Here is a 5,060-nt window from a genome sequence, read left to right as displayed (position 1 = left end):
GTGTGCCGGGCCGCGCCCATCGCCTCGCCGATGCGCTCGACGATGCCTGAGGCGAGCACGCGGCCGTCCTCCGGCTCGACCAGCTGGTACTTGAACGACGACGACCCACTGTTGACCACCAGCACCACGCTCATGCGCTTGCCTCTCCCTGAGCCTGGATCGCGGTGATCGCGATCGTGTTGACGATGTCGTCGACGAGGGCGCCGCGCGACAGGTCGTTGATGGGCTTGTTGAGCCCTTGCAGCACCGGCCCGATGGCGATGGCGCCGGCCGAGCGCTGCACGGCCTTGTAGGTGTTGTTGCCGGTGTTGAGGTCGGGGAAGACGAACACCGTCGCGCGTCCGGCGACGTCGGAGCCGGGCATCTTCTTGGATGCCACGGCCGCATCGGCCGCCGCGTCGTACTGGATCGGTCCTTCGACCGGAAGCTGCGGCGCGCGCTCGCGCACGAGGGCGGTGGCCGCCCTCACCTTCTCGACGTCGGCGCCTGTGCCGGACTCCCCCGTCGAGTACGACAGCATCGCCACGCGCGGGTCGATGCCGAACTGGGCGGCCGTTGCCGCCGACGAGATCGCGATGTCGGCGAGCTGCTCGCTCGTGGGGTCGGGGATGACGGCGCAGTCGCCGTAGACGAGCACGCGGTCGGCGAGCGCCATGAGGAAGACGCTCGAGACGACCGAGACGCCCGGGCGGGTCTTGATGATCTCGAAGGCGGGGCGGATGGTGTGGGCGGTGGTGTGCGCCGCCCCCGAGACCATGCCGTCCGCGAGACCCATGTGCACCATGAGCGTGCCGAAGTACGACACGTCGGTGACGGTGTCCGACGCGCGCTCGTACGTCATGCCCTTATGGGCGCGCAGGCGGGTGTACTCCTGGGCGAACCGGTCCACCAGCGCGCTGTCGAAGGGACTCGTGATCTGGGCGCCCGACAGGTCGATGCCGAGCTCCAGGGCGCGGCTTCGCACCTCGGTCTCTTCACCGAGGATCGTGAGGTCGGCGATGCCGCGCGAGAGCACGGTGGCCGCGGCGCGCAGCACGCGGTCGTCGTCGCCCTCGGGCAGCACGATGCGGCGGCGATCGCTGCGCGCACGCTCCATGAGGGCGTACTGGAACATCAGGGGCGTCACCACGGTGGTCCCCGCCACTCCGAGCGCCTTCGTCAGCGCCTCGGTGTCGACGTGCTTCTCGAAGAGGGCCAGCGCCGTGTCGTAGCGCCGCTGCGAGTCGGCCGCCAGCCGGCCGCGGGCGTTCATCACCCGCACGGCGGTGTCGTAGGTGCCGAGGTCGGTCGCGATGATCGGCACGGTCGAGCCGAGCCCGTCGATCAGCTTGTCGATCGATTCGGGGAGCGGGAACGGCCCGTTGAGCACGACGGCCGCCACCGACGGGAACGTGCCGGAGGTGTGCGCCAGCAGCGTGGCCAGCAGCACCTCGGTGCGGTCGGCGGGGATGACCACCACGGCCGACTCCGTGAGCCGGGGAAGGACGTTGACCATCGACATGCCGGCCACGACGATGCTCAGCACCTCGCGAGTCATGAGCTCGGAGTCGCCCTTGACGAGGGTCCCCTCGACGGCCCGCAGGATGCCGCGCACCGACGGGGCCACGAGATAGCGGTCTTCAGGGATCGCGCGCACCGGAATCTCGCGGCCGGGCTGGGCGGCCGCCGTGGCCTCGGTCACGGCGGCGATGATCTCGTCGAGCTTTTCGGGGTCGGCCCGGTTGGCCACGACGGCGAACAGGTCGGCGCGTCCGTGCTCGAGCTCAGCCACGGCGAGCGCGGCGATCTGACCCATCTCCGCCGGTGTGCGCGCGGTCGTGGTGCCCAGCTGCTCGCTCTGGCCCTGCAGCGCCCGGCCGCCGATCACCAGCAGCACGGGGGTGCCGAGGTTGGCGGCGATGCGGGCGTTGTAGCCGAGCTCGGCGGGGCTGCCGACGTCGGTGTAGTCGCTGCCGACCACCACGACCGCATCGCACTGGCGCTCGACGGCCTTGAAGCGCTCCACGATGCGCGCGAGTGACGCCTCGGGGTCGGCGCGCACGTCGTCGTAGGTGACCCCCACGCACTCGTCGTAGTCGAGGTCGACGCCGTCGTGGTCCAGCAGCATCTCGAGCACGTAGTCGCGCTCGGCCGTGGAGCGGGCGATGGGGCGGAACACCCCCACCCGCGGCGTCGCACGGCTGAGCGCGTCGAGCACGCCCAGCGCGATCGTCGACTTACCGGAATGGCCTTCGGCCGAGGTGATGTAGATGCTCTGTGCCACCTGCACAGCCTAGGCGGGACTGTCGCGGCCCGTCAGATGGTGCTCCGTGAATAACACCGGTGGTGATCCGCGAGGGGGCGACGCTGCCGCGCGGGAAAAGTAAGACTCTCCGCGAACCCGGCAGAGCCTGGTTACCCTTGCTACGTTTCCGTCCTGGGGGAGTTGGCCTGGATGCCGCCTCGCGGAGAGCTGACACCAGTGTAGCCCGACTCGGCCCACCGCCCTGACGCACGGGGTTACGATCGGGGCAGCGACGCGCCGGCGCGCCGCACCGCCCACCCATTGAGGGGAATGCATGAGTGAGCAGTCTGGGGACGAGATCACCGCGGAATCGTTCGCCCGCCTGACCGAGGCGATCGCGGCTTCTGTCTCCCGCGTGATCGACGGCAAACCCGATGCGGTGCGCTCCGCACTCACCTGCCTGCTCGCCGAGGGACACCTGCTCATCGAAGACGTGCCCGGCGTCGGCAAGACCATGCTGGCGCGCGCTCTCGCGGCATCCGTCGACGCCACGGTGCGGCGCATCCAGTTCACCCCCGATCTGCTTCCCGGCGACGTCACGGGCGTGTCGGTGTTCAACCCCGTCGACCGGGAGTTCGAGTTCAAGCGGGGAGCGATCTTCGCGCACATCGTCATCGCCGACGAGATCAACCGCTCCTCCCCCAAGACCCAGTCGGCGCTGCTCGAGGCGATGGAGGAGCACCAGGTCACCGTGGACGGCGAATCCCACGCTCTGCCGGAGCCCTTCCTCGTCGTCGCCACCCAGAATCCGCTCGAGATGGAGGGGACGTACGCCCTTCCCGAGGCGCAGCGCGACCGATTCATGATGCGCGTCTCGATGGGCTATCCCGATGCCGCCAGCGAGGGGCTCATGCTGCGGCGGCGCGACACGGTGAACCCCCTCGACGCGATCACCCCGGTCGTCGATTCGCACATCGTGCGCGAGCTGATCGGGTGGGCGCGCAGCGTGCACCTCTCCCCCGCGGTGGAGGAGTACGCCGTCGCGCTCGCGCAGGCCACGCGCACCCACGCCGACCTGCGGCTGGGTGCGAGTCCCCGGGCCACCCTGCAGCTCGTGCGCGCCGCGAAGGTGCGTGCGGCGCTCGACGGCCGCCCGTTCGTCATTCCCGACGACATCGCAGCCCTCCTCGTGCCGGTGTTCGCGCACCGCCTCATCCCCACCCGCAGCGCCGGCACGGCCAGGGCGCGCTCGACCACCGATGCGGTCGCGTCGGTGCTGACGCAGATCGCGGCATCGGTGCGCGTACCGCTCACCGCGCGCGCGTGAGGTGACCATGGGACGCCTGTGGCCGCTGACGATCCGGGGCACGGGTGCCATGCTGCTGGGGCTGGTGTGCCTGGTCGTCGCCGCCGACCGGGGGGTCGTCGAGCTGCTGTACGTGGCGATGCTGCTGTTCGCCGTCGTCGCCGCTGCAGTGGTGAGCCTGTACGCCGTCCGACGCGCCGACGGCATCACCCGCACGGTCGAACCCGACGTGCTGACGGTCGGGCAAGAGGGTCAGGTAACGGTGCGGGTCTCGCTGCGCGCGGCGATCGCGTCGGGTCAGGGCATGTGGCGCGACACGCTGTCGCCCGGGCTCGCCTGGCGCTCCCCCACGGACGTGGCGGGTGACGGAGGGCGCGGCGGCGGCGCGGCACGCGGGGTGTTCCCGGCGCTCGGTTCCGGCCTGCGGGGTGAGGCCCACACCGTCGACGTCGACTACCGCATCGTCGGCGCCCGCCGAGGGGTGCACACCCTCGGTCCGCTCACGGTGTCGTCGACCGATCCCTTCGGGCTCGTGCGCCGCACCCACGTGCTGAGCGAGCGGACCCGGGTGATCGTGGCGCCCGAGGTCGTCGATCTGCCGCCTCTGACCAACCTCCCCGGCGAAGCGGGCGGCAGTCGGCACACGTCGTCCAACGAGCTCGGGCAGGGCACCGACAACCTCATCCCCCGCGCCTACGCGCCCGGCGACTCGATGCGCCGCATCCACTGGCGCGCGAGCGCCCATCGCGACGAGCTGATGGTGCGCCAGGAGGAGCAGGAGTCGACGCCGGCGGCCACGGTCGTGCTCGACCTGGCCACCGGCAGGTTCAGCCCCCACGCGATGCGCGGGGCGGGTCTGGACGACGGCTTCGAGTCGGCGCTGAGCGCCTGCATCTCGATCGTCGCGAGGCTCGTGCGGGAGGGCTACACCGTCACGGCGACCGACTCCGACGGCCGGGCGCTGGCCGACCCGCTCGAAGGCGGCGACCTCGCTGCCGTGGAGATGCTCGGCACCTCGTTCGCCACCCTCGTCACCCGCCGCGACGACCATCTGGCCGACCTTGCGCCGCTGTTCACGGGCGGAACGAGCGGCCCCGTGGTCGTCATCGTCGGCAGGTTCGATGTGGCGGATGCCGCGGCCCTGGCCCCGGTCGCCCACCACTCGTCGCTGCCACTGCTGTTCGCGGTGTCACCGGTCGACGACGCGCTGCCGCGCGCCGCGGCCCACGGCTGGCGGGTCGCGTCGATCCCAGCGGGTGCGGACCTCGTGCCGGCATGGCAGCAAGCCGTCGAACGGGAGGCGGGCCATGTCGTCGCTTGACGGTGCACGCCCCCGCCGCAGCCGCGCGCACCTGCGGCTCACCCTCGCGGTGGCGGCGGTCATCGTGGCATCCGCGCTGCCCCTCGTGGACGTGATCGCTCCGGGCGGCTGGCTGGTGGCCTCGGTGGCGCTGACGGCGGCGCTGCTGACGGCCGGCCACCTCGCCCACGCCCGGCGCCTGCCTGCCCTTGCAGCCACCGGCATCCAGC

Annotated in this window: 4 protein-coding genes, 1 other RNA gene and 1 pseudogene; 3 read left to right on the top strand and 3 right to left on the bottom strand. The window is 71.5% G+C overall.

Going from position 1 to position 5,060, the window contains the following annotated elements:
* The 3 genes and pseudogenes from NQ160_RS18160 to ffs form a co-directional block, all read right to left on the bottom strand.
* Positions 1-134, bottom strand: a pseudogene (locus tag NQ160_RS18160) (acetate kinase); the annotation flags it as partial.
* The gene (gene pta, locus NQ160_RS18155; RefSeq protein WP_257516534.1) at positions 131-2,263 is read right to left on the bottom strand and encodes a phosphate acetyltransferase; all 2,133 of its coding nucleotides are present in this window, start codon (positions 2,261-2,263) and stop codon (positions 131-133) included. The pseudogene NQ160_RS18160 and the gene pta, both read right to left, overlap by 4 nt.
* A 97-nt stretch (positions 2,264-2,360) precedes the next feature.
* Positions 2,361-2,457: signal recognition particle sRNA small type (ffs, locus tag NQ160_RS18150), an RNA gene on the bottom strand.
* 101 nt (positions 2,458-2,558) lie between these two features.
* On the opposite strand from ffs, the gene NQ160_RS18145 reads away from it, so the two are divergent.
* The 3 genes from NQ160_RS18145 to NQ160_RS18135 form a co-directional block, all read left to right on the top strand.
* The gene (locus NQ160_RS18145; RefSeq protein WP_257516533.1) at positions 2,559-3,551 is read left to right on the top strand and encodes an AAA family ATPase; all 993 of its coding nucleotides are present in this window, start codon (positions 2,559-2,561) and stop codon (positions 3,549-3,551) included.
* 7 nt (positions 3,552-3,558) lie between these two features.
* The gene (locus tag NQ160_RS18140; RefSeq protein WP_257516532.1) at positions 3,559-4,851 is read left to right on the top strand and encodes a DUF58 domain-containing protein; all 1,293 of its coding nucleotides are present in this window, start codon (positions 3,559-3,561) and stop codon (positions 4,849-4,851) included.
* Positions 4,838-5,060: hypothetical protein (locus NQ160_RS18135; RefSeq protein WP_257516531.1), on the top strand; the 223-nt coding region annotated here is incomplete at its 3' end. The genes NQ160_RS18140 and NQ160_RS18135, both read left to right, overlap by 14 nt.

The organism is Microbacterium sp. zg.Y909 (assembly GCF_024626565.1).
The sequence above is the reverse complement of the archived record's forward strand: the minus strand, read 5'-3'. Positions and strand labels throughout refer to the sequence as shown.

Bases quoted from the DNA above. Each gene is read 5' to 3' on its own strand.
- NQ160_RS18140 (WP_257516532.1), top strand. From the start codon at position 3,559: ATGGGACGCCTGTGGCCGCTGACGATCCGGGGCACGGGTGCCATGCTG.
- NQ160_RS18145 (WP_257516533.1), top strand. From the start codon at position 2,559: ATGAGTGAGCAGTCTGGGGACGAGATCACCGCGGAATCGTTCGCCCGC.